This window comes from Gammaproteobacteria bacterium, from assembly GCA_019911805.1.
GTDB lineage: Bacteria > Pseudomonadota > Gammaproteobacteria > Thiohalobacterales > Thiohalobacteraceae > JAHJQQ01.
Window position 1 is genome coordinate 1 of the sequence record JAIOJV010000027.1, and the last position, 21,305, is coordinate 21,305.

At 66.2% G+C, this 21,305-nt stretch carries 24 protein-coding genes; 16 read left to right on the top strand and 8 right to left on the bottom strand.

What is annotated here, in order from left to right:
- The 3 genes from K8I04_01845 to purM form a co-directional block, all read right to left on the bottom strand.
- The coding region (locus tag K8I04_01845) for a DUF3108 domain-containing protein (protein ID MBZ0070460.1) at nt 1-714 on the bottom strand (714 nt) is incomplete at its 3' end.
- Between the two features lie 3 nt (nt 715-717).
- Nucleotides 718-1,380, bottom strand: coding sequence for a phosphoribosylglycinamide formyltransferase (purN, locus tag K8I04_01850; GenBank protein MBZ0070461.1), 663 nt, complete (start codon nt 1,378-1,380; stop codon nt 718-720).
- A gap of 274 nt (nt 1,381-1,654) precedes the next feature.
- Nucleotides 1,655-2,881 (bottom strand): phosphoribosylformylglycinamidine cyclo-ligase, encoded by a 1,227-nt coding sequence (gene purM / locus K8I04_01855; protein ID MBZ0070462.1) that lies wholly within the window; start codon nt 2,879-2,881, stop codon nt 1,655-1,657.
- A gap of 38 nt (nt 2,882-2,919) precedes the next feature.
- Between purM and K8I04_01860 the strand changes: the two genes are divergently transcribed.
- From K8I04_01860 to K8I04_01875, 4 genes are all read left to right on the top strand, one after another.
- Nucleotides 2,920-4,014, top strand: a complete 1,095-nt coding sequence (locus K8I04_01860) for a DUF2066 domain-containing protein (GenBank protein ID MBZ0070463.1) — start codon at nt 2,920-2,922, stop codon at nt 4,012-4,014.
- A 10-nt stretch (nt 4,015-4,024) separates the two neighbouring features.
- Nucleotides 4,025-4,591, top strand: coding sequence for a CDP-alcohol phosphatidyltransferase family protein (locus K8I04_01865; protein MBZ0070464.1), 567 nt, complete (start codon nt 4,025-4,027; stop codon nt 4,589-4,591).
- Nucleotides 4,588-5,289, top strand: coding sequence for a DnaA regulatory inactivator Hda (gene hda / locus K8I04_01870; GenBank protein MBZ0070465.1), 702 nt, complete (start codon nt 4,588-4,590; stop codon nt 5,287-5,289). Before K8I04_01865 ends, hda begins: the two co-directional genes overlap by 4 nt.
- 252 nt (nt 5,290-5,541) lie before the next feature.
- Nucleotides 5,542-6,816, top strand: a complete 1,275-nt coding sequence (locus K8I04_01875; protein MBZ0070466.1) for an aminotransferase class I/II-fold pyridoxal phosphate-dependent enzyme — start codon at nt 5,542-5,544, stop codon at nt 6,814-6,816.
- A gap of 89 nt (nt 6,817-6,905) precedes the next feature.
- Here K8I04_01875 and K8I04_01880 read toward each other — a convergent pair whose 3' ends face one another.
- From K8I04_01880 to arsC, 3 genes are read right to left on the bottom strand one after another with little or no spacing between them, the layout of a single operon-like run.
- A complete protein-coding gene (locus K8I04_01880) occupies nt 6,906-7,253 on the bottom strand; it encodes a DUF2069 domain-containing protein (GenBank protein ID MBZ0070467.1) in 348 nt (115 codons plus the stop codon).
- Between the two features lie 7 nt (nt 7,254-7,260).
- Nucleotides 7,261-7,857 carry an NAD(P)H:quinone oxidoreductase gene (wrbA, locus tag K8I04_01885; protein ID MBZ0070468.1) on the bottom strand — a complete coding sequence of 199 codons (597 nt, stop codon included), beginning with the start codon at nt 7,855-7,857 and terminating at the stop codon, nt 7,261-7,263.
- A complete protein-coding gene (arsC, locus tag K8I04_01890) occupies nt 7,854-8,210 on the bottom strand; it encodes an arsenate reductase (glutaredoxin) (protein ID MBZ0070469.1) in 357 nt (118 codons plus the stop codon). Before arsC ends, wrbA begins: the two co-directional genes overlap by 4 nt.
- A gap of 212 nt (nt 8,211-8,422) precedes the next feature.
- On the opposite strand from arsC, the gene K8I04_01895 reads away from it, so the two are divergent.
- Nucleotides 8,423-8,662, top strand: coding sequence for a DUF4398 domain-containing protein (locus K8I04_01895; protein ID MBZ0070470.1), 240 nt, complete (start codon nt 8,423-8,425; stop codon nt 8,660-8,662).
- 241 nt (nt 8,663-8,903) lie between these two features.
- Nucleotides 8,904-9,362, top strand: a complete 459-nt coding sequence (locus tag K8I04_01900) for a hypothetical protein (GenBank protein MBZ0070471.1) — start codon at nt 8,904-8,906, stop codon at nt 9,360-9,362.
- Nucleotides 9,363-9,399: 37 nt separating this feature from the next.
- Here the strand turns inward: K8I04_01900 and K8I04_01905 are convergent, their stop codons facing one another.
- Entirely contained in the window at nt 9,400-11,031 is a 1,632-nt protein-coding gene (locus K8I04_01905; GenBank protein ID MBZ0070472.1) for a hypothetical protein, read from the bottom strand.
- A gap of 255 nt (nt 11,032-11,286) precedes the next feature.
- Here K8I04_01905 and K8I04_01910 point away from each other — a divergent pair, with 255 nt between their 5' ends.
- The 5 genes from K8I04_01910 (at nt 11,287) to K8I04_01930 (ending at nt 14,737) form a co-directional block, all read left to right on the top strand.
- Nucleotides 11,287-11,811 (top strand): TlpA family protein disulfide reductase, encoded by a 525-nt coding sequence (locus K8I04_01910; protein ID MBZ0070473.1) that lies wholly within the window; start codon nt 11,287-11,289, stop codon nt 11,809-11,811.
- The gene (locus K8I04_01915) at nt 11,808-12,338 is read left to right on the top strand and encodes a thioredoxin family protein (GenBank protein MBZ0070474.1); all 531 of its coding nucleotides are present in this window, start codon (nt 11,808-11,810) and stop codon (nt 12,336-12,338) included. The genes K8I04_01910 and K8I04_01915 overlap by 4 nt, the downstream gene beginning before the upstream one ends.
- Before the next feature lie 94 nt (nt 12,339-12,432).
- On the top strand, nt 12,433-13,710 hold the full coding sequence (locus K8I04_01920) for a TolC family protein (protein MBZ0070475.1): 1,278 nt from the start codon (nt 12,433-12,435) through the stop codon (nt 13,708-13,710).
- On the top strand, nt 13,710-14,471 hold the full coding sequence (locus K8I04_01925) for an efflux RND transporter periplasmic adaptor subunit (GenBank protein ID MBZ0070476.1): 762 nt from the start codon (nt 13,710-13,712) through the stop codon (nt 14,469-14,471). The genes K8I04_01920 and K8I04_01925 overlap by 1 nt, the downstream gene beginning before the upstream one ends.
- Entirely contained in the window at nt 14,468-14,737 is a 270-nt protein-coding gene (locus K8I04_01930; protein ID MBZ0070477.1) for an acylphosphatase, read from the top strand. The genes K8I04_01925 and K8I04_01930 overlap by 4 nt, the downstream gene beginning before the upstream one ends.
- Before the next feature lie 237 nt (nt 14,738-14,974).
- On the opposite strand, the gene nadB is transcribed toward K8I04_01930, so the two are convergent.
- The gene (gene nadB, locus K8I04_01935; GenBank protein ID MBZ0070478.1) at nt 14,975-16,621 is read right to left on the bottom strand and encodes an L-aspartate oxidase; all 1,647 of its coding nucleotides are present in this window, start codon (nt 16,619-16,621) and stop codon (nt 14,975-14,977) included.
- Nucleotides 16,622-16,998: 377 nt separating this feature from the next.
- On the opposite strand from nadB, the gene rpoE reads away from it, so the two are divergent.
- From rpoE to K8I04_01960, 5 genes are all read left to right on the top strand, one after another.
- Entirely contained in the window at nt 16,999-17,574 is a 576-nt protein-coding gene (gene rpoE / locus K8I04_01940; GenBank protein MBZ0070479.1) for an RNA polymerase sigma factor RpoE, read from the top strand.
- A 24-nt stretch (nt 17,575-17,598) separates the two neighbouring features.
- Nucleotides 17,599-18,177, top strand: coding sequence for a sigma-E factor negative regulatory protein (locus K8I04_01945; GenBank protein MBZ0070480.1), 579 nt, complete (start codon nt 17,599-17,601; stop codon nt 18,175-18,177).
- Nucleotides 18,164-19,150, top strand: coding sequence for a MucB/RseB C-terminal domain-containing protein (locus K8I04_01950; protein MBZ0070481.1), 987 nt, complete (start codon nt 18,164-18,166; stop codon nt 19,148-19,150). Before K8I04_01945 ends, K8I04_01950 begins: the two co-directional genes overlap by 14 nt.
- Before the next feature lie 20 nt (nt 19,151-19,170).
- Nucleotides 19,171-19,620 (top strand): SoxR reducing system RseC family protein, encoded by a 450-nt coding sequence (locus K8I04_01955; protein ID MBZ0070482.1) that lies wholly within the window; start codon nt 19,171-19,173, stop codon nt 19,618-19,620.
- A 235-nt stretch (nt 19,621-19,855) separates the two neighbouring features.
- Entirely contained in the window at nt 19,856-21,295 is a 1,440-nt protein-coding gene (locus K8I04_01960; protein ID MBZ0070483.1) for a DegQ family serine endoprotease, read from the top strand.
- The last annotated feature ends 10 nt before the right edge of the window (nt 21,296-21,305 follow it).

Sequence of the window (21,305 nt, forward strand, 5' to 3'; positions counted from 1 at the left end):
CCCCAACGTCGTCTGCTTCAGTTCGCTCAGGTAGGTCACGCCGTCCTCGTGCTCGATCTGCTCGATGCGCACGGGCAGGTAGCCGAGTGAGGGTGCGCACCAGAGGTAGGTGGTGCGTTTGAAGTTCTTACGTACCCGCTGGATCTTGATGGTCTGGAATTCGCCGGCCGGGACCTGGATGGTCTCCTCGCCGACCACCGTGAAGTGGTATTCCTTGAGCTTGCCGCCATCGGCGATGAAGTAGGTGGTCTGGCGTTTACCGGCCGTCAGATCCATCATCGCGGCGACCTGCACCACCAGCTTGTCCAGGGCACCTTCCGGGATTTCCATCTCCCAGGTATGGCCCTCGACGGTGTTGGAGACCTCTCTTGCCTGCCAATCGAACTTGAGATAGGCATGCCGGCCCTTCTTGCTGCCGGTGTGGTCGAAGCGGTATTCCAGCGGCCGGATGCGACCCTTGTGCAGCGTGAACAGGCTGGATTCCTGCACCTGGTCCGAACGGAACAGCTTTGCCAGTCCGGTGGGACGGGTGTGGGAGTGATATTCGTAGCGCCCGTCCGACTGGGCGTTGAGCGCGACCTGCGCCTCGCCGATGACGAAGCGGTTCAGACTGAGTTCGTAGACCGCCACGAAATCCTCGGGTACGGCCGTCTGTGCCACCAGGCTCACAAGACCCAGCAGTACTGCGGCGAGCATGCGTGTGATCGGTGTCATTCGTCAGACCTCCGCCGTGACCGTGTCCAGGCGCTGCGGCTCCAGCAGCGGCCGCCCGTCCAGCCAGGCGGCACCGTCACGGTACCGCAGGCGACCACTGGCGAACCAGTCGATCACCGCCGGATAGAGACGGTGTTCCTGTTGCAGGACCCGCAGGGCGAGGTCAGCCTCCGTGTCCCCGGCCTGTACCGGCACGGGGATCTGCGCGATGACCGGCCCGCCGTCCAGCTCCTCGGTGACGAAGTGCACGCTGGCGCCGTGCTCGGCGAGGCCCGCCTCGAGCGCGCGCCGGTGGGTGTGCAGGCCGCGCAAGGCCGGTAGCAGCGATGGATGGATGTTGAGCAGCCGGCCCTGGAAGTGGCGGACGAAGTCCGGCGTGAGGATGCGCATGAAACCGGCCAGCACCACCAGGTCCGGTGCATACCGGTCGATGGCGGCCTGCAGCGCACGGTCGTATGCGTCGCGGCTGGCGTATTCGCGATGGTCGACGACGGCGGTGTCGATGCCGGCCACCCGGGCGGTCTCGAGGCCCGACGCCTCCGGCCGATTGCTGATCACCGCACGGATGTCGACCGGCAGCGTGCCATGCGCGACCTGGTCCAGGATCGCCTGCATGTTGCTGCCGCGCCCGGAGATCAGGATGACGATGGGGAGTCTGGGTGTCATTGAGAGGTGCTAGGTACTAGGTTCTAGGTACTAGGGATGATGATTTGCGTACGCCATTCCTGGCCAGGGGATCCACGGAATAACACGGAAAAGAGCTCATAGTATAAGGTTCGGAGACGGCGCCGCAGGTGCTGACACCAGTGAATTCCTTCCGTGTTGTTCTGTGGATTCCGGGGCCATTATTCCATGACATCGGCTTACGTGAGTGCCCTTCGGGCCAGGGGGACCGGGTTGGCTTTCCCGGGCCCCAGCCCCCGTTCCCGCGTCCCTGTTCTCATTCGACCATGTCCACCCGCGGCGCGCCGTCGCTTGCTTCGATGCTGCCGATACGCCAGGCCGACTCGCCGGCGGCCGCCAGTTGCCGCAGCACTGCGTCGGCCTGGTCGGCGTCGACCACCAGCACCATGCCGATGCCGCAGTTGAACGTCCGGTGCATCTCGGCGTCGGTGACGTTGCCCTGTGCCTGCAACCAATCGAACACCGCCGGGCGCTGCCAGGATGATGCCGAGACCACGGCACGGGTATGCTCCGGCAATACCCGCGGGATGTTCTCCAGCAGGCCGCCGCCGGTGATGTGGGCGAGCGCATGGACATCGATGGTCTCCAGCAGTGCGCGGACCGGCTTGACGTAGATACGCGTCGGCGCCAGCAGACGCTCACCGAGGGTCGCGCCGTCGAAGGCCATAGTCAGGTCCGCACCGCTCATCGCGACGATCTTGCGTACCAGCGAATAGCCGTTGGAATGCGGGCCGCTGGAACCGATACCGATGAGGGCATCGCCGACCTTCACCGCGCGGCCGTCGATGATCTGGTCCTTTTCCACGATGCCGACGCAGAAGCCGGCCAGATCGTAGTCGCCCGCGCCGTACAGGCCCGGCATCTCGGCGGTCTCACCGCCGATCAGGGCGCAGCCGGCCTGCTCGCAGCCGGCGGCGATGCCGGTGATGACGCTGGCGCCGACGTCCACGTCCAGCTTGCCGGTGGCGTAGTAGTCCAGGAAGAACAGGGGTTCCGCGCCGCTCACCAGGATATCGTTCACACACATCGCGACCAGGTCGATGCCGATGGTGTCGTGGCGGTCGAGCTCGATGGCCAGCTTGAGCTTGGTGCCCACGCCATCCGTGCCGGAGACCAGCACCGGCTGCCGGTAGCGGTCGACCGGCACCTCGAACAACGCACCGAAGCCGCCCAACCCCCCGAGCACGCCGGGGCGCCGGGTGCGGGCGACCGCCGGCTTGATGCGTTCGATCAGGGCGTTGCCAGCATCGATGTCGACGCCGGCGTCACGGTAACTCAATGAGGCGCGGGACGGTACGGGCGGCTTGTGGTTCACTCGGGACTCCGTGCGGCTGTTTGGGCGGATCGTCGTGTCGGGCGATTGGCCGACGTTCTGTGCTATTTTACCGCGGATGTCGCCACCGTTGCGGATTTGTTTGGTTGTCGCCGGTACCGGACGGCGCGCACCGCCCGGTTCGACCCGGGCTCGACCTTTGGGGGGCATGTTGCCCGAATCAGTGCCGAATCGCACTGGGAGTAGCCATGGTACGGATGATACTCAAGGCCTTGCGAGCGCGCCTGCTCCTGGTTGGGTTGCTGGTGTTGGCCGCCGTGCCGGCGCTGGCCGCCGATGCGCTGTTCGAGGCGCGGGTCCCGGTGGCGGACCGCAGTGTCGCGGCGCGCGAGGCGGCCCAGCGCGAGGCGCTGGCGCAGGTGCTGACGCGGCTGACGGGGGAACGCGGGCCGGCACAGGTCGAGGCCAGCGCCGCGCTGCTCGCCGATCCGGGGCGCTACATGCAGCAGTACAGCTACGAGACCGACACCCGGATGGATGCCGGGGGAGATGCCCGGGGGCTGCTGTTGCGGGTGGTGTTCGACAGTGCCGCGCTGGAGGCGGCGGCGCGCCGCGCGGGGCTGCCCCTGTGGGGTGCCGAGCGGCCGCCGGTCCTGATCTGGCTGGCTCTGGACGACGGCGACCGCCGCTATCTGCTCGGTGGGGGTGCCGGTGAATCCGTGGAGGATACCCTGCAGGCCGCGGCGCGGCGGCGCGGCCTGACCCTGATCGTGCCGCTGCTGGATCTCGAGGACCAGGCGCAGGTGCGCTACAGCGATGTCCGGGGTGGTTTTCTGGAGCGGGTGTACGCCGCATCGGCGCGTTATCAGGCGCCGGTGGTGTTGGTGGCGCGGGTGCAGCGCCTGGGCGCAGCCGCCTGGACCAGCCGCTGGACGCAGCGTGTCGCCGCCGGCGACGAGGCGAACTGGCAGACCGGTGGCGCGGATCTGCAGACGGTACTCGATGCGGGTCTGGGTCAGGCTGCGGAGCGGCTGGCGGGGGGGTTGGCAGCCGCGCGCGGCGACCGCCGCCACGGGCAGGTCGATCTGGCCGTGGCGGGGGTGACGACACTGGCGGACTATGCCCGGGTCAGTGACTACCTGAACGGCCTCGCCCCCGTGGCGGCGGCACAGTTGACGGGTGTACGCGACGGCCGCCTGGACTATCGGCTGGACGTCGAAGGCGGTGTCGCGATGCTGGAGTATGTCATCCGCATCGGTGGCCTGCTGGAGCGACTGCCCGAACGCACCGACGCCGCTGCCACGACCCCGGGGCAGACGATCCACTACCGCCTGCGGCCCTGACGGTACCGGGATGCGGGCCCGTGATATACCCAATCTGATCACGGTCGTGCGGCTGCTGCTGGTGGCGCCGATCATCGCCTGTCTGCTGACCGGACGTTATGGTTGGGCGCTGGCGCTGTTCGTGGTTGCGGGTGTCTCGGACGCGCTGGATGGCTTCCTCGCCAAGCGTTTCGACTGGACCAGCCGGCTCGGCGGTCTGCTCGACCCCCTTGCCGACAAGCTGCTGCTGGTGACCTGCTATCTGGCACTCGCCTGGCAGGGCCTGGTGCCGGTCTGGCTGACGGCGCTGGTGCTCGGCCGCGATCTGGTGATCCTGAGCGGCGCCATTGCCTACCACGTCCTGATCGAGCCGCTGGAGGCATCCCCGTCGGTCATCAGCAAGGTCAACACCCTGAGCCAACTGCTGCTGGTCGTCGCGGTGCTGACCCATTATGGCGCACGCGCCCTGCCGGCCGGCTGGCTCGATGTCTTGATCTACACCGTGATCGCGACGACGCTGCTGAGCGGTATCGACTACATCTGGACCTGGGGCTGGCGGGCCTGGAACACGTGGCGCGGCTCCGGGCGCTTCCCCTGATGCCCGTACAGTTGCCCCTCGGCCTGCGCCTGCCGGACACGGCACGGCTCGACAACTTCGTCCCCGGTCTCAACGCCGAGGCCCTCGCGGCGGTGCGGCAGTGCGTGACCGGGCCCGGCGCCACCACCTTGTTTCTCACCGGCCCGGCAGGCAGTGGCAAGACCCATCTGCTGCAGGCGGCCTGCCATGCGGTGCAGGTACAGGGGTCGCAGGCCGCCTATGTGCCGCTGGCGGAGCGGGCGGTGTTGTCGCCGGCGTTGCTGGAGGGGCTGGAGGACTACGCCCTGGTGGTGCTCGATGACGTGGACGCCGTCGCCGGCGATGCCGCCTGGGAGGAGACGCTGTTCCATCTCTACAATCGGCTGCGCGAGGCCGGCGGGCGGCTGCTGGCCGCGGCGCGCGCGCGCCCCGAACAGGCGGGCCTGCGCCTGCCCGATCTGCGTTCGCGACTGGCCTGGGGGACGCTGTATGCGCTGCAGCTGCCGGACGATACGACCCGCCTGCGGATCCTCACCCAGCGCGCCCGTGACCGCGGCCTGGTCCTGTCCGACGACGTCGGCCGCTTCCTGCTGCATCGCTGTCCGCGCGATCTGCCGGCCCTGCTGGCCCTGTTGGACCGTCTCGACCGCGCGGCGCTCACCGCCCAACGCCGCCTGAGTATCCCGTTCGTGCGGGAGGTGCTGGGGCGTGAGGAGTGAGGAGTGAGGAGTGAGGAGTGAGGAGTAAACCCTTCGATGACCATGGGAACGTCGAAACGACATGGGGAAAATCCAATGTGAGGCGCCGAACCCCTGTTCTGTGTCGGGTTGTCGGTGTGGCGCACGCATGTCGGGGTGATGGCGTGTAGGCGTTGCGGTTGAAGTGCATGCCCGCGCTGCTATCATGCGCCCGCCATCATGACAGCTGGCATCCCGCACATCTGGATACTTCGAAATCAGGCAGGCATCCCTATGAAACTTGAGTCCATCGCGTTACATCATGGCTATAAATCCGAGGCCACCACGCGTGCCGCGGCAGTGCCGATCTATCAGACCACCTCGTATACGTTCGATAATACTCAGTACGGTGCCGATCTGTTCGACCTGAAGGTGCCGGGCAACATCTATACGCGCATGATGAATCCAACCACGGATGTGCTGGAGCAACGTCTGGCGGCAATGGAGGGTGGGGTGGGTGCCTTGGCGGTGGCCTCCGGTATGGCGGCGATTGCCTACGCGCTGCAATGCCTCTGTGAGACGGGCGATAACATCGTGAGCACGAGCCAGCTCTATGGTGGCACCTACAACTTCTTTGCGCATACCTTGCCGCGGCAGGGTGTCCAGGCGCGCATGCTGTCCTTCGATGACTACGATGGCTTCGAGAACGCCATCGACGAGCGCACCAAGGCGGTATTTTGTGAATCCATCGGGAACCCCGCCGGCAACATCGTGGATATCCGGCGCCTGGCGGAAATTGCTCACCGGCACGGGGTTCCATTGATTGTGGACAATACCGTTGCCACCCCGTTTCTATGCCGGCCGTTTGAGTTGGGGGCCGATATCGTGGTGCATTCGCTGACCAAATATATCGGGGGGCACGGTACCACGATCGGCGGCGCCATCGTCGACTCCGGAAAGTTTGACTGGGTGGCGAACAAAGATCGTTTTCCCATCATGAGCACACCTGATCCTTCCTATCATGGCGTGGTGTATACCCAGGAGTTCGGTCCCGCGGCCTATATCAGCCGTTGCCGGGTCGTGCCACTGCGCAATATGGGCGCCGCCATTTCGCCGTTCAATGCCTTTCAGATCCTGCAGGGGCTCGAAACGCTGGGGCTGCGTATCGAGCGGCATTGTGAAAACGCAGAAAAGCTCGCGCAGTATCTGTCAAACCACGAAAAGGTTGCCTGGGTAAACTATGCGGCGCTGCCAGGCAGCCCGTATCACGCGCTCTGCCAAAAAACCATGGGCGGCAGGGCCTCGGGGATTTTGAGCTTTGGCATCAAAGGCGCGGCGGAGGCCGGCGGTCAGTTCATCGACGCCTTGGATATGATTTTACGCCTGGTCAATATTGGCGATACCAAATCACTGGCTTGCCATCCCGCCTCCACCACCCACCGCCAACTCGATGATGCCGAGCTGGCGAAGGCCGGCGTGAGCCGTGACCTCGTGCGTATTTCAGTGGGTATTGAGAACATCGACGATATTATTGCGGATGTGAGCCAGGCCCTGAGCAAAGTAAGCTGAGGGGTAAGCGGGTCGACGCTATCCACAGGCCAATACGACAGCCATGCAGTGGCATGGTTCTGCCCGTTGCGCTGACCAATGGACCTCTGTCAGCCCGTCCGCTGCATCGCTCGCACATACATGATCCCGGCGCCGAACCACAGCAGCGCGAGGGCGAGTTCCAGCAGCGCGTAGGGCCGGTCGGTGGCGGTGCTGTAGAGCTCGATCAGGGCATGGGTGAGGTAGCCCAGGGCCAGAAACAGGCTCCAGGCGTAGGTGTACGGCCGTCCGTGCAGCAGGCCACGCAGGGGCAGCAGCAGCGGCGTACCCAGCGCCAGCAGGGCGATGTACACAGGCAGGCCGGTCGGTGGCGACAGCCAGCCGTACCAGGCGACGATCAGCGCGAAGATGCCGAAATAGCCGGTCAGCGTCAGCGTCCGCCAGGTACGCGCCGTCATCGTCGCTTCAATCCTGCTGCAGTCTGCGGGCGGTGTCCGCCAGGCGCCGGCCGAGGACGCGGCACAGCGTCTTCTCGTCCTCGCTGAGCGGCAACTTGCTGTCGGCGCCGGCGAAATGGCTGGCGCCATAGGGTGTGCCGCCGCTGCGGGTGTTCATCAGTTCGGGCGCACTGTAGGGCAGGCCGAGGATCAGCATGCCGTGATGCAGCAGCGGCAGCAGCATCGAGGTCAGCGTGGTCTCCTGGCCGCCGTGCAGGCTGGAGGTGGAGGTGAACAGTGCCGCGGGCTTGCCGATGAGTGCACCCTCGAGCCACAGCGCGCTGGTGGCATCGAGGAAGTATTTCAGCGGCGCGGCCATATTGCCGAAGCGCGTCGGGCTGCCCAGCGCCAGCCCGGTGCAGTCGCGCAGATCGTCGAGTGTCGCATAGGGTGGGCCGCTCGCGGGGATGTCGTCTGCGACCGCCTCGCAGACGGTGGATACCGGCGGCACGGTGCGCAGCCGCGCGGCCGTGCCGGGGACCTCCTCGATGCCGCGTGCGATCTGCCGGGCCATCTCGGCGGTCGCGCCGTAGCGACTGTAGTACAGCACCAGTACGTCGCTCACCGAAGAATCTCCAGCACCCGCTCGGGCGGTCGACCCAGCGCGGCCCGGTCGCCGCGGACGACGATCGGCCGCTGAATCAGCCGGGGGTGGGCGTGCAATGCGCGGATCAGGTCAGCGCGCGACAGGTTCGGATCGTCCAGACCGGCCTCGCGGTATTCCGCCTCGTCGGTGCGTATGATGGCGCGCGGCTCGACACCCAGCAGATCGAGGATGCGCCGTAACTCGGCCTCGCTGGGCGGTGCCTGCAGATAGTCGACGACGGTGGGCTGCACACCGTGCGCCTCCAGAAGCTGCAGGGTCTGGCGGGATTTGCTGCAGCGCGGGTTGTGGTAAATGGTGACATCGTCTGACATGGTGAATGTTCTCCCCTCGGTCCACGGGCGACAGGCATTGTCCCAGAACACCGGTACCGCGGTCCACGCGCGCTTCGCTTGACGCTTTCGCGACGGCGGTGCTAGTTTCCTGCCATCCAACAATGAACAGTCCGCAGGCCGGACGAAGTGATCCTATGCCGTATACCAGACGTCTCCTGCTGCTACTGACTGCGCTGCTGGCCGGCTGCGCCCTGGTACCCGCGCAGGAGATGAGTGATGCGCGCCAGGCGATCCAGGCCGCGGAGACCGTGGGGGCGGCGGAGCGTGCGCCGCGGATCCTGGGCCTGGCCCAGGCTTTGCTCGATCAGGCGCAGGCCGAACTGACCGTGGCCGATTATGCCGCCGCCCGCCGTAGCGCACGGGCCTCCAAGGAGGCCGCCATCCGGGCCCGCGAGGCGGCCACGGCCGCAGCGATCCCGGCGCAGCCCTGATGCTCGGTGCGCACGGGGGAATGTTCGCCCGCGGCCGCGCGTCTACCGGTGGTCGTGCGGGGTTGGGGTGCGCCGTCGTGGCCGTCCCCGATCATTCGTGGGTATGCCAATTCTATGACGTGGATTGGCGTTCCATCGATGCCGGTGGTAGGGTCCAGTCATCAGCCCGGAGAGGCCGTGGCCATGGCGTTACCGCCTCATTCCTAATAAATCAAACCACCGATAACTGGAGATATAAGGTATGAAAGTCACGCTTTCCGCGAAGTACTTATCGCTCATGACCGTGGTGCTCGGCTTGGTCGTGGGCTGTGCCAGCCAGCCTCAGCAGGTTGCCACACCCAGCGGCCCCAGTCCGGCCGTGACCCAGGCGCTGAACGATGCACGCGCCGCGGTCAAGGACGCCAACGCCCACCACTGGATCTGGCGTGACACAGAGGCGATGCTGAAGGGCGCCGAAGACGCCGCCGCCGCGGGCGACGATGCCAAGGCCATCGCGCTGGCGAAGGCCGCCCAGGATCAGGCCGTACTGGCGGTGAATCAGTACTATATGGAGAAAGCCAAGCCGCTGCTGACGCAGTTGCAGAGTCAACCCAACCTGAGCGCCGACCAGCAGGCCGCGGTGCAATCGGCTGCACGGGCCCTGGCGAATGACGAAGGTAAGAAGGCCTACGACGTCCTCAATCGGCTGGCGGGAGGCTGAAGGCCCGTCGCGGCCGAGCGCAGCGATGGGCGGCGTCTCAGCCCAGAATTTCGTAGCTGAAGCGTTCGAAGCCGCTACCCGACTCCAGCAGATGGGTGCAGCGGATCTGGCGCGCCTGCCCGTGCTGCTGTAGCTCCAGGATCGCCTTGTCGCGGTACAGGCCGCGCGGCCCGACGAGGATGTCGAGGCCGTTGCCATTGGGCAGCGTGAGGCGGGTGCGCAACGCCGGCTGACAATGGCGTTGCGCGCCCGCGGTCGGCTTGACCACCGCGGGCGAACACTCGCGTGCGATGTACTGCACGCCGGCCTCGCACTCGTCACCGCGGCTGATCAGCCAGCGCACCACCCCCACCAGCCAGTCGGATACAGCCCCGGATGCGCCGCTCGGAGAGCGGATGAGCAGCAGTTGTCCGACGCGCAGGCCCAGCCCGTCGGCCGTGCGTCCCAGCAGTGCCAGGCCGCCGTTGCCGCGATTGCGTGTCGGACAGGACAGCAGCGGGAAGTCACGCCGCACGGGCACCTGGCGGTGGGTCGGCAGGCCGAAATCGATATCGTCCTCGTCTTCGGACGGCACATGGTCCGCGGGATCGAAGGGGGTGCCGCGGTTGAGGAAGCAATAGGCCGCCTCCAGCCCGGATGCGACATCGACCGGGCCGCTACTGGCGAAGCGCGGCGACTTGCGCTGCGGCGAGTGCGTCCACTGACCGAGCATGCGGCCGAGCAGTTGTACGGCGTCGGCACGGGTCAGGTGGCTGGACAGGCCGACGCGCGCCGGACGGGTGCCGGCCACGATACGGTCGAGATCCAGTTGCGCATGGGTGAGCAGTTCGCGGCCGTCCAGGCACCGCCAGGCATTGCGTTCCACCCCGCCGGCCGGCAGTGGACGCGAGCCCTGTGGTTCGTGGTCGAGCGACAAACCGAATACCCCGACTGCCAGGTCTTCCGGGGCGACGTTCGACAGCACGATACGGTCCTGCCTGGCCATTACATAGCCATAGGCCTCCCAGATGAGGTGGCCCGGCAGGCGGTAGGGGTCGGCGAGACGCAGCATGGCCAGCGCGCGGTAGCCGGCGAGCACCGAGAGTTCTCCCCGGCCGCCGGTAAAGGTACTGTCGCGGGTGGCGCCGAGCTGATGCGTCTCGGCGTAGCGCACCAGGTTGCCGAGCTCCCGCCAGCCGCTCTCCGGGGCCGGCTGGTAGGCTTGGTAGCGGCAGATGAGCAGTAGCGTGAGGAAGTGCTGGGTGTAGTTGGCGGCCTGGGTCAGCTGGCGTGTCCTGCCCCAACGCTGACCTTCGTTCAGGCTGTCGCGCAGGGCGTACTTGTAGCCGAACGACATCAGCTCGGTCAGTTCCGACAGCAGGGTCAGCGCACCGGACTGCCGTAAGGGGTCCTCTTGCCGCGCCAGGGTGAGCAGGGCGTCGTGCAGGCGCTCGTAGCTGTGGCGGAAGGCGGCCAGCAGTTGCAGGCGTTGGCCGGCGGGAAGAATCTGGTGATTGATGTCGCGCAGCCGTCCGTTGACCTGTCGGGCAGCATTCTCGGCATCGACATAGGGCAGCGCATGCAGCCAGGCGTACAGTGGCCGTGGCCGGGTGTCGATGCCCGGTAGGGCGCGTTGTTCGGGTAGATCGATGAGCACATCCGAGGCCTTTGGCCGTTCTGTGGGAGCCACCGCCGCCACGCATCCTATGGCGGCCGGACGGCCTTGATTTTTAGCATGAAGCATGTTCTCTGGCCGCGGAACCGGTACCGCTGGTGGGGCCTGCACGGTATCCCGCCGCGGGAACAAATCCGAGTGTACCCGAGTCTTTACCTCATGTGACGAGGTGTATCGCCGGCGCGGGGCCGGGCGCCTCGGCCCCTTGCATGCCGGCGAGGCCAATGGCAGGGTAACGCGACCGCACGAAGCGGTGAGGAGAGGTGAGCAGTGACGTTCAGAAACTGGTTTCTTGCAGCATTGCTGCTCGGCGGCGCCGTCCAGGCCGACCCGGTCGATTTCAGCCTCCCCGACATCGAGGGGAAGGCGCGGACGCTGTCCGAATTCCGCGGCAAGTGGGTCGTGGTGAACTACTGGGCGACGTGGTGCCCACCCTGTCTGGAGGAGATCCCCGATCTGATTGCCTTCCATGACCGCCATCAGGACAAGGATGCCGTCGTCATCGGTATCAACTTCGAGGACATCCCACCCGCTCAGCTGCGCGCCTTCGTGGACGAGCATTTCATCTCCTACCCGGTATTGCGCAACGGCGATATGGCGCCTCCGACCGAACGGCTGGCCGTGGCCGGCCTGCCAACGACCTACATCATTTCGCCCGAGGGCGTGCCGGTGGCGCGCCAGGTGGGTACGATCAGCGCCGAGGCCCTCGAAAAGTTTATCGAGAAGGAGCGCCGTGGCCGCGTGGCCAACCAGCAGGACCCGCATGAGCCGGTGCGGCCGGAAGTCCGGCTATGACGCGGATAACGCTCCTGGCCGTGGCGCTGTTGGTGAGTGTATCCGCCTGGGCCGATGCGCCGCGCGATCCCTATCAGTACTTCTTCGACCAGACCCTCGGTGATTTCGACGAAGAATTGCAGACCGCGCGCGATGAGGGCAAACAGGGCATCATGCTGTTCTTCGAGATGGATGAGTGCCCCTTCTGTCACCGTATGAAGGAGATGGTGTTCAACCAGCCCGAAGTGCAGGCCTACTTCAAGGAACACTTCTTGATCTATCCCGTCGACATCGATGGTGATGTTCTGATTACGGATTTTGAGGGCAACCGCCTTAAGCAGAAGGACTTCGCCTTCCGCGACTATCGCGTGCGCGCCACACCGGTACTCATGTTCTTCGACCTCGATGGCAAGCCGGTGGCGCGCTATACCGGTGCCACCGCCGATGTCGAGGAATTCATGTGGCTGGGTCAGTACGTCGTGGATGGCGTCTACAAGGACATGCCGTTCACCCGCTACAAGCGCGAACGACGCCAGTCGTCGCGCTGACCGCATGGGCGTCTTCCCGTTGCCGCGACCGCAACCTCACCCGCGCCCCCGGAGTGCCCATCGCCGCGTTCGCAGTGCGTGGCTGGCACTGTCGTTGGCCATCTGCCTGCCGCTGCGCCTGCCGGCCGAGCTGCCGGCGCTGCCCGAGCCGTTGACGCTGGAGTACGCCCTGTCGTTGGCCGACGACCCCCACCCCGATCTGCTTGCCGCCGCCGCCGACCGCGACCTCGCCCGGGCGGAACGCGATCTGGCGGCGTCCATCACCGGGCTGACGGCCAGCATCAACGCCGAGGCCAAGTGGATCGAGCCGTCCGAATATGCCTTTGATCAGTCACAAAACGATTCCCAGGCACACCTGCGGGTGCGCAAGCGGCTGTATGATTTTGGCTATACGCGTGCTTCGGTGGCGGCCGCCGACGCGCTGCTCGACAGCCGTCAGTTGCAATACGCGGATACCCGACAGCAGCGCCGCCTGGATATCCTGGGGCGCTATTTTGATGTGCTGCTCGCCGATCTCGCGTTCCGCGTGCAGGACGAGGCCATGGCCATCGCCTTCGTGCGGCTGGACCGCATCCGCGACCGGCATGAGCTGCACCAGGTGTCGGACGTCGACCTGCTCGCCAGTGAGACCCGCTACGAGGAGACGCGCTCGCTGCGCTATCGTGCCCAGGCCGGTCAGCGCACGGCCCGGGTGCGGCTGGCGGAAGTGCTGTACCGCCCCGGTCAGCTGTCCAATACCCTGGTGGAACCCGACCTCAGTCGTATCGTGCTCGAACCCCCGCCGCTGGACGAGCTGATCACCGAGGTGTTGCAGGCCAATCCGCGCATCCAGGCGCTGCGCGCCGAGGCGGAGTCCGGTCGTGAGCGCCTGCAGGCGGCGCGTGCCTCCGACCGCCCGATCCTGCTCGGCGCGGCCGAGGTCAGCGAGTACGTCCGCGAGACCGGCTCCACCGATCCCTGGTCGATCGGGCTGCAGTTGGAGGTGCCGCTGTACACGGGCGGGCGCTCCGGCGCCGAGCGTGCCCGGGCGCGCGCCCTGCTGCGGCGCACCGAGGCCGACATCGCCGCCGCGGAACTGAATTTGCGCCAGGATGTACAGGCGCTGTGGGAGGAGATCAACGTCTTGCGCGCCAACCGCGACGAGGCGCGCACCCGCATGGAGTTCCGCGAACTGTCCCTGGACCGTAGCCGGGCCTTGTATGAAATGGAGGCCGAGGCCGATCTGGGCGATGCCATGGTGTTTTCCACCGAAGCGCGCCTGCGCGAGGCGCAGCTCGATTATCAGTTGCTGTTGAACTGGGCGCGGCTGGATCTGTTGCGTGGGCAGACGGTGGCGGCGTTGGATGGTAAGCCTGAGGGGACGAGCGAGTGATGAAGAACTGGATACGTGCGCTGGTGCTGTCCGGCCTGCTGAGTGGATCGGCGGCGGCCGAGATCGCCGGTGAACTGGTGTGGGCACGGACGGTCGAGCTCAGTCTGCCGGCCAGTGGGCGGGTGGAGAAGATCGCGGTGCTGCCTGGGGCGGCGGTCGCGGCGGGACAGGTCGTCCTGGAACTCGATGCGCGCACGGTCCGGGCGACGCTGGCCGACACGCGTGCGGCCCAGCACGCCGCCGAATTGCGGCGCGCCGAGGCGCAGCGTGAATGGGACCGCGCCAAGGAACTCTATGACCGTACCGTGTTGTCCGAGCGTGAACTGCAGCTCGCGGAGATCGGATTCGCCGCGGCCGATGCACAGTACCAGGCGGCGCGTACCGCCGCGGTCGCGGCCGCGGTCGAACTGGAGTACACCCGCCTGACCGCACCCTTCGATGCCTGGGTGCTCGCCGTGTACGTGGCGCCCGGCCAGGCGGTGATCAACCAGGTGCAGGCGATGCCCTTGATGCGGGTGGCCGAGCGCGGGCGCTTGCGCCTGCGCGCCACCCTGGATGCCGCGCAGCTGGCCACCCTGGTGCCGGACGCTGCGGTGGCGGTGCAGGTCGGCGAGCGGCGCTTCGAGGCACGCATCGCGAACCTCGACCGCGAGCCACTCGGCGCCGAGCGGCCGGCCCACTATGCCGTGGAGGCGGAATTCGCCGTGCCCGACGACGTCAGCCTGCGCACCGGTCAGACGGGGACGCTGATCCTGCCATGATCAGCGCCCGCCGGTGCCGGGTCAGCGGCCGGGTGCAGGGTGTATTCTTCCGCGCCACCGCCCGCAGCCGGGCGCGCGACTACGAGGTATGCGGCTACGCCCGCAATCTCCCCGGAGGAGATGTCGAGGTGCATGCCGAAGGCACGCCGGCCGCCGTCGATGCGCTGTGCGACTGGTTGTGGGAGGGCCCGCCCGGCGCGGCGGTGACTGCTGTGGAATGCCAGCCCATCACCCCGGCCGGCTACGCGGACTTCACGGTGGAGTGAGGCGGACAGTCGATGGCCACGCCCCAAATAAAGGCTGGCTACGAAACCCACGCTATTCACGAACTACGTCCGATGCGCGAAGGCGACCGGCCGCAGGGTACGCCTGTACCGCCACCTACCGTGATCGCGACGCTGGAATGAGCCGTCCAGGATCAAGGACTTCATTCGCCACGGAAGCACACGGAACGACACGGAAGGTGGGGATGAGCGGGTTTTACGTTCCGTGTGCTTCCGTGGCTATGGGTTTCCGTGCGGAGAGTTCGCCGCCCACGCCGTGCCGCGGGGTGCCTCGGGCAGCGGTGGGGTAAGGACGGTGTCACGGGGCGGGTGGCGGGTGTCGGGCTCGGGGTAGTCGAGGGTGTAGTGCAGGCCGCGGCTTTCCTTGCGCGACTGCGCGGAGCGGATGATGAGTTCGGCGACCTGCACCAGGTTGCGCAGCTCGATCAGATCGTTGGTGACGCGGAAATTGCTGTAATACTCGTGGATCTCGTGCTGCAGCAGCAGGGCACGGCGTAGCGCGCGCTCCAGACGTTTGTTGCTGCGCACGATACCGACATAATCCCACATGAAGCGGCGCAGCTCGTCCCAGTTGTGGCTGACCACGACTTCCTCGTCGGAGTCCGTGACGCGTGATTCGTCCCAGGCCGGCAGGTCGGGCGGTGGCGCGACCGTGGCGAGCCGCGCCACGATATCCTGCCCCGCCGCCTGCGCGAACACCAGGCATTCCAGCAGCGAGTTGCTGGCCATGCGGTTGGCGCCGTGCAGACCGGTGTGGGCGGTCTCGCCGATGGCGTACAGGCCCTCGATGTCGGTGCGGCCACGCAGATCGGTCGCCACGCCGCCACAGGTGTAGTGCGCGGCGGGTACCACCGGGATCGGTTGCTGCGTCATGTCGTAGCCGAATTCCAGGCAGCGCGCGTACACCGTCGGGAAGTGTTCCTTGATGAACTCGGCCGGTTGGTGGCTGATATCCAGATAGACGCATTCGGCACCGAGACGCTTCATCTCATGATCGATGGCCCGCGCGACGATGTCGCGCGGGGCGAGCTCGGCGCGTGGATCGAACCGGTGCATGAAGCGCTCACCATCGGGCAGCTTCAGCACGCCACCTTCCCCGCGTACCGCCTCCGTGATGAGAAAGGACTTGGCGTGCGGGTGGTACAGGCAGGTTGGATGGAACTGGTTGAACTCCATGTTGACGATGCGGCAGCCGGCGCGCCAGGCCATGGCGATGCCGTCACCGCTGACGGTGTCCGGATTGCTGGTATAGAGGTATACCTTGCTGGCGCCGCCGGTGGCCAGCACCACCAGGCGCGCAGTGAACAGGTCCACGCGGTCGCGGCCGCGATCGAGCACGTAGGCACCGACGCAGCGGTTGGGGCCGGGGCGGCGGAGCTTCGCGGTGGTGATCAGGTCGATGGCGATGTGGCGTTCGTACAGGCTGATGTTGGGGTGGGCCCGGGCGGCCGCCACCAGCGAGGTCTCGATGGCGTGGCCGGTGGCATCGGCGGCATGGATGACGCGGCGGTGGCTGTGGCCGCCCTCGCGCGTCAGGTGGAAATGCTCGTGCTCCCGGGTGAAGGGCACGCTGTGCTCGACGAGCCAGCGCACCGCCGCCGGGCCACGCTCGACCGTGAATCGCACCACGTCCTCGTGACAGAGGCCGGCGCCGGCCGCCAAGGTGTCCTGGACGTGGGAATCGAGGCTGTCCTCCGGATCGAGCACCGCCGAGACGCCGCCCTGGGCGTAATAGCTGCTGCCCTCGGTGATGGGCCCCTTGGCGAGCACCGCGACGCGGCAGTGGCTGGCGAGTTCCAGTGCCAGCCGCAGCCCCGCGGCGCCGCTGCCGATCACCAGTACCTCACTCAGAATTCTTTCGCTCATGCTTGTGGGGATATGGGCAATGCCGTTAAGGTTGCGCCCAGCGCTGCCGCGCCGAGGCCTGGGGGCGGGCGTGTGGGGCGGCCGAATTGCGTTACCGGGCCCTTGGAATTCCATAAGTTACCCTAAAGCCTCGGCGCAGGCGAACTCTTCGGCACGGCGCCTGTCTAGGAGCCTGTCGGACTTGGGCGATCGTAGCGAACCGGGCGGGCGAGTGAGGTCATTTTTTCGATTCTTCGAGGAGAATAGCCGTAGCTATTTGACGAGCAGGATCGGGGAAATGGACGGCTATCCCGCCGGCGCAGTAGATTCAGTCCCAAGTCCGACAGGCTCCTCGGCTGCCGGGCGCGCGGGGAACGGTGTGCCGGTTGGGGGAGTGAATGACTGAACACAGTTCGGACCAACAGCTGGTGGAGCGCGTCCAGCAGGGCGATAAGGCCGCCTTCGATCTCCTGGTCCGGAAATACCAGCACAAGATCGTGCAGCTGGTGACGCGCTATCTGCGCGACCCTGTCGAGGCCCTGGACGTCACTCAGGAGGCCTTTATCAAGGCCTATCGCGCATTGCCGTCATTCCGTGGCGACAGCGCGTTCTATACCTGGCTGTACCGGATCGCGATCAATACCGCCAAGAATTATCTGGTGGCGCAGAGCCGGCGGCCGCCGAGCGACGACATCGATGCACAGGATGCGGAACAATTTGCAGGGGACACGGGTCTCAAGGAATACGCAACGCCGGAACACATGGTGCTGCGTGATGAGATTGGGCAGACCATCACCGCCGCCATCGAGGATCTGCCGGAGGAGTTACGTACGGCCATTACCCTGCGTGAGTTTGAAGGACTCAGCTACGAGGAGATCGCCACTGCGATGGATTGCCCGATTGGAACGGTGCGGTCACGCATCTTCCGGGCCCGCGAGGCCATAGAGATACGGCTGAAGCCGTTGCTGTCCTAACCGCTTGCGTCCGAGGTACAGAATATGAGCGAGCATATCAAAGAGCAGATTTCGGCCTTCTTCGATGGTGAATTGCCGGCCGTCGAACAGCAGTTGCTGCTGCAGCGTCTGCGGCGCGACCCGGCGCTGCGGGCGCAGTGGGGGCGGTATCAGTTGATCGGCGACGGGCTGCGCCAAGGCCTGCCGCCGTATGTGGACCTTGGGCTTGCCGACCGGGTCATGGCGGATGTGGAAGCCCTGCCGGCGCATCGGGGCGGTGCGAATGTCGGGCGGCTGGCGAAGTCATTCGTTGGCCTGGCCGTTGCGGCCTCGGTCGCAGTGGTGGCGGTGCTCGCGGTGCAGCAACTGGAGGCACCGCAGGGCGGCGCGTCCGATAGCGCGCAGCTGGCCGTTGCGCCCCAGACGCTGCCACCGCCGCAGGCCTATGTACGGGTCCAGCAGGGTGCCCCGGCGCAGGCCTATGCGCAGGTCCAGCAGGGTGCACCGCCACAGTCCGGCAACCGCCTGAACGAATATCTGGTCAACCACAACGAATATGCCGCGAGCACGGGTATGCCGGGCATGCTGCCCTATGTCCGCATCGTTGGTCATGAGCAGAAATAGACTCGTTACCTGCCGTGTCGCAGTGCTCGTCGCGGCACTGCTGGCGGCCGGCCTGGCGCTCGCGGACGAGGCGCGCGACTGGCTGCATGACATGTCCGCGGCTGCCCAGAGCCTCAATTACCGTGGTACCTTCGTATACCTCCACAATGGCCAGCTGGGCGCCATGCGCATCTTCCATCAGGCCACCGTCGATGGCGAGCGGGAACGGTTGGTGGCCCTGACGGGTGAAGCGCGCGAGGTCCTGCGTGATTCGCAATACGTCACCTGCATCCTGCCGAAGAGCAAGTCCGTGATGGTCGACCGCAGCGTACCGCGGAAGCCCTTTCCGGGGAGGCTGCCACGTGACCTTGGCACCCTGGACGACAACTACGAGTTCCTGGCGTTGGGTGAGGACCGGGTAGCGGGCCTGCCGAGCCGCACGGTCGAGATCCGGGCGCGTGACACCTACCGTTATGGTTACCGCCTGTGGCTGGAGCGCGGCAGCAAGCTGTTGCTCCGCTCCGATCTGATCGATACGGATGGCCAGCCCGTGGAGCAGATGATGTTCACCGATGTGGAGATCGTCGATCATCTCGACGACGCTGATCTGGAACCCATACTGCGCGGCGAGGACTACACCTGGGTCGGCCACCGCAACGACGGCGCAGCGGGTGCCAGCAGTGAACCGTCGGCTGGCAGCGACTGGTCCGCCGGCTGGTTACCCCCCGGGTTCATGCTGGCCCAGCACAGTCGTCATCCCATGCCTTCGGATGTCGCCGAGGTCGAGCATCTGGTCTTCACCGACGGCCTGGCGACGGTCTCGGTGTACGTCGAACCGGAGACATCGGGGAGGGAACCCCTGTCGGGCCATTCCAGCGTGGGTGCGGTCAATGCCTATGGCAGCCGCAGCGGCGACGACCGGATTACCGTGGTCGGCGAAGTGCCGCGCACCACGGTGGAGCGCATCGGCGCGTCGATGCGACGTCATCCCTGAGATCCTGATATGGTTGATCTATGATCGAGGAAACCGCCCACGTGGTCGCTGCCGAAGGTGAGTTCGTCTGGGTCGAGACGCAGCGCCAATCGGCCTGCGGCAGTTGCGCCGCCCGGCAGGGTTGCGGCACCGCGACCCTGGCCAAAGTCCTGGGCCAACGCCGTACCCGGGTGCGGGCGTTGAACCGGGATGCCGCCCGGGTCGGCGACCGGGTTCTGATCGGTATCGACGAGCAGGCGCTGGTGCGCGGATCGCTGGCGGTCTATGCGCTACCGTTGTTGGGCCTGCTGGCGGGCGGGATACTGGGTGCGCAGCTGCAGGCGCGCCTGCAGCTGCCGGGCGAGGCGCTGACCCTGGCCGCCGGTGTGGCCGGTCTGATCGCCGGCCTGCTGTGGGTGAGGGGCTTTACGCGGCGCATCCACAACGACCGCCGGTATCAGCCGGTGGTGCTGCGGCGGCTGGCGGGCTGATGGCGGCTGCGGGGTTCATTCCGAAAACCGTGACTGCCACGGCAGCACGCAGAAAGACATGGGCGCGATTACGGGCTTCGCCCCGGCGCCGCCATCACCCGGAAGGTGGTCCACGACCGATTCAGGGATATCCTGTACTTCAGTGCCTCCCGTGTGATTCCGTGGCCCGGAAGGGTGTTCGGTTTGACTGGGAATATCGGCCACAAGCAACGGTAATGTCACCGTGGGAGAGATTATGAGACACGAATACTTCCGTCGATTCGGCGGTGTGTGGGTCGCGCTGTTGCTGGGATTGGCCCTGGCCACGCAGACGCAGGCGCGTTCTTCGCTGCCGGATTTCACCGATCTGGTGGAGAGCAGCAGCCCGGTGGTGGTGAACATCAGCACCACGCAGAAGATCAAACAGGGTGTCGGTCTGCCGCCCGGCATGCAGATGCCGGATCTGCCGGAGGACAGCCCGTTCAACGATCTGTTCAAACACTTCTTCGGTGAGGGACAGGGCGAGCCGATCGAGCGCGACGCGCGCTCCCTGGGTTCCGGTGTGATCATCTCCGCGGATGGCTACATCCTGACCAACAATCACGTCGTCAAGGACGCCGAGGAGATCGTCGTGCGGCTGAGCGACCACCGCGAGCTCGTGGCCACCGTGGTCGGTACCGACGGGCGCAGCGATATCGCCTTGTTGAAGATCGACGCGGACAACCTCCCGGTTGCGAAACTCGGCAGGTCCGCGGATCTGAAAGTCGGCGAATGGGTGCTGGCCATCGGCTCGCCGTTCGGTTTCGAGCACAGCGCCACCGCCGGCATCGTCAGTGCCAAGGGCCGCGCGCTGCCGCGCGAGAACTACGTCCCGTTCATCCAGACCGACGTCGCCATCAACCCCGGTAATTCCGGTGGCCCGCTGTTCAACATGGACGGCGAGGTGGTGGGCGTGAATTCGCAGATATTCAGCCGCACCGGCGGTTACATGGGGTTGTCGTTCGCCATCCCTATCGACGTCGCGATGAACGTCGCCGATCAGCTCAAGACCAAGGGACGCGTATCACGTGGCTGGCTGGGTGTGCTCATCCAGGACGTCACCCGCGAGCTGGCGGAGTCTTTCGGTATGAAGAAGCCCATGGGTGCCCTGGTCTCCAAGGTATTGCCCGACAGTCCGGCGGCCAAGGCCGGCATCGAGATCGGTGACATCATCCTCGAGTTCAACGGCCGCGAGGTGGTGAACTCATCCAACCTGCCGCCCATCGTTGGCAGCACGCCGGTGGGCAAGGACGTACCGGTCAAGGTGCTGCGTGATGGCAAGACGCGCAACCTCGATGTCACGCTCGGCGAGTTGGAGGATCAGGACCAGTTCGCGGCGGCAGCGGAGTCGGCCGCCGGCCCGCAGATCACCAGCGACAGCCGCCTCGGTATCGGTGTCGCACCGCTGCCGAAGGACCTGCGCGACCAGCTGGACATGCCGGAAGGCGGGGTCCTGGTCGGTGAGGTGAGCGACGGTGCCGCCGCCAAGGCCGGTATCCGCAAGGGCGATGTGATCGTGATGTTCAACGGCGTGCGGGTGAAGGACGGCGAGCATTTCCGGTCGCTGGTCAAGGAAGCCCCCGCCGGCGCCACGGTCCCGGTCCTGGTGCAGCGCACCGGCGGCCCGACCTTCCTGGCTATCAAGATTCCTAAGTGAGGTGCTAGGG

Bases quoted from the DNA above. Each gene is read 5' to 3' on its own strand.
- purN (MBZ0070461.1), bottom strand. From the start codon at position 1,380: ATGACACCCAGACTCCCCATCGTCATCCTGATCTCCGGGCGCGGCAGC.
- purM (MBZ0070462.1), bottom strand. From the start codon at position 2,881: ATGCCCCCCAAAGGTCGAGCCCGGGTCGAACCGGGCGGTGCGCGCCGT.
- K8I04_01860 (MBZ0070463.1), top strand. From the start codon at position 2,920: ATGGTACGGATGATACTCAAGGCCTTGCGAGCGCGCCTGCTCCTGGTT.
- K8I04_01865 (MBZ0070464.1), top strand. From the start codon at position 4,025: ATGCGGGCCCGTGATATACCCAATCTGATCACGGTCGTGCGGCTGCTG.
- K8I04_01875 (MBZ0070466.1), top strand. From the start codon at position 5,542: ATGAAACTTGAGTCCATCGCGTTACATCATGGCTATAAATCCGAGGCC.
- K8I04_01880 (MBZ0070467.1), bottom strand. From the start codon at position 7,253: ATGACGGCGCGTACCTGGCGGACGCTGACGCTGACCGGCTATTTCGGC.
- arsC (MBZ0070469.1), bottom strand. From the start codon at position 8,210: ATGTCAGACGATGTCACCATTTACCACAACCCGCGCTGCAGCAAATCC.
- K8I04_01900 (MBZ0070471.1), top strand. From the start codon at position 8,904: ATGAAAGTCACGCTTTCCGCGAAGTACTTATCGCTCATGACCGTGGTG.
- K8I04_01915 (MBZ0070474.1), top strand. From the start codon at position 11,808: ATGACGCGGATAACGCTCCTGGCCGTGGCGCTGTTGGTGAGTGTATCC.
- K8I04_01925 (MBZ0070476.1), top strand. From the start codon at position 13,710: ATGAAGAACTGGATACGTGCGCTGGTGCTGTCCGGCCTGCTGAGTGGA.
- K8I04_01930 (MBZ0070477.1), top strand. From the start codon at position 14,468: ATGATCAGCGCCCGCCGGTGCCGGGTCAGCGGCCGGGTGCAGGGTGTA.
- nadB (MBZ0070478.1), bottom strand. From the start codon at position 16,621: ATGAGCGAAAGAATTCTGAGTGAGGTACTGGTGATCGGCAGCGGCGCC.
- rpoE (MBZ0070479.1), top strand. From the start codon at position 16,999: ATGACTGAACACAGTTCGGACCAACAGCTGGTGGAGCGCGTCCAGCAG.
- K8I04_01945 (MBZ0070480.1), top strand. From the start codon at position 17,599: ATGAGCGAGCATATCAAAGAGCAGATTTCGGCCTTCTTCGATGGTGAA.
- K8I04_01950 (MBZ0070481.1), top strand. From the start codon at position 18,164: ATGAGCAGAAATAGACTCGTTACCTGCCGTGTCGCAGTGCTCGTCGCG.
- K8I04_01955 (MBZ0070482.1), top strand. From the start codon at position 19,171: ATGATCGAGGAAACCGCCCACGTGGTCGCTGCCGAAGGTGAGTTCGTC.
- K8I04_01960 (MBZ0070483.1), top strand. From the start codon at position 19,856: ATGAGACACGAATACTTCCGTCGATTCGGCGGTGTGTGGGTCGCGCTG.